Source organism: Streptomyces sp. P17 (assembly GCF_032436805.1).
Classification (GTDB): domain Bacteria; phylum Actinomycetota; class Actinomycetes; order Streptomycetales; family Streptomycetaceae; genus Streptomyces.
In genome coordinates this window covers 1-373 of the sequence record NZ_JAVRBF010000422.1, presented here as the reverse complement: position 1 = coordinate 373, position 373 = coordinate 1, and the positions used below count along the sequence as shown (strand labels likewise).

1 protein-coding gene is annotated in these 373 nt (G+C 49.6%); it reads right to left on the bottom strand.

All coding sequences use genetic code 11. The features are described 5' to 3' along the window. Nucleotides 1-89: 89 nt before the first annotated feature. A partial coding sequence (locus tag RMT89_RS41565; protein ID WP_315888943.1) for a hypothetical protein occupies nucleotides 90-373 on the bottom strand: 284 nt, incomplete at its 5' end.

The window sequence follows — 373 nt, the reverse complement described above, 5'->3', positions numbered from 1 at the left end:
AGCGACATTGACAGCCTTCATTACACCATCCCAGCATTCGCGGTTGGCGTAGACATTGGCGTCTTCGATCTCAATTTCGATACGAATTTTCACAGGTCAATCTCCCTGAAGACGACTTCCATGTCATCTTTGTTGCGTGAGGCGACAGGGACGATATGCGTGTGTTCCACGTAATCCTTTTCCCAGTCATTGCCCGGATGCCCATCACTGATATAGCGATCACAGACGTATTTGCCTTTCGCCCATGCACTGATGAATATCTTTGCAGAGCGTTCGCTATAGAAGATGCGAGCAATAGTGCTATCGCTCTGTGGTTCCAGATGAGACCCACCACGGCCATTTCTGCCTTCTGGGCGAGGAATGTAGTAACCAG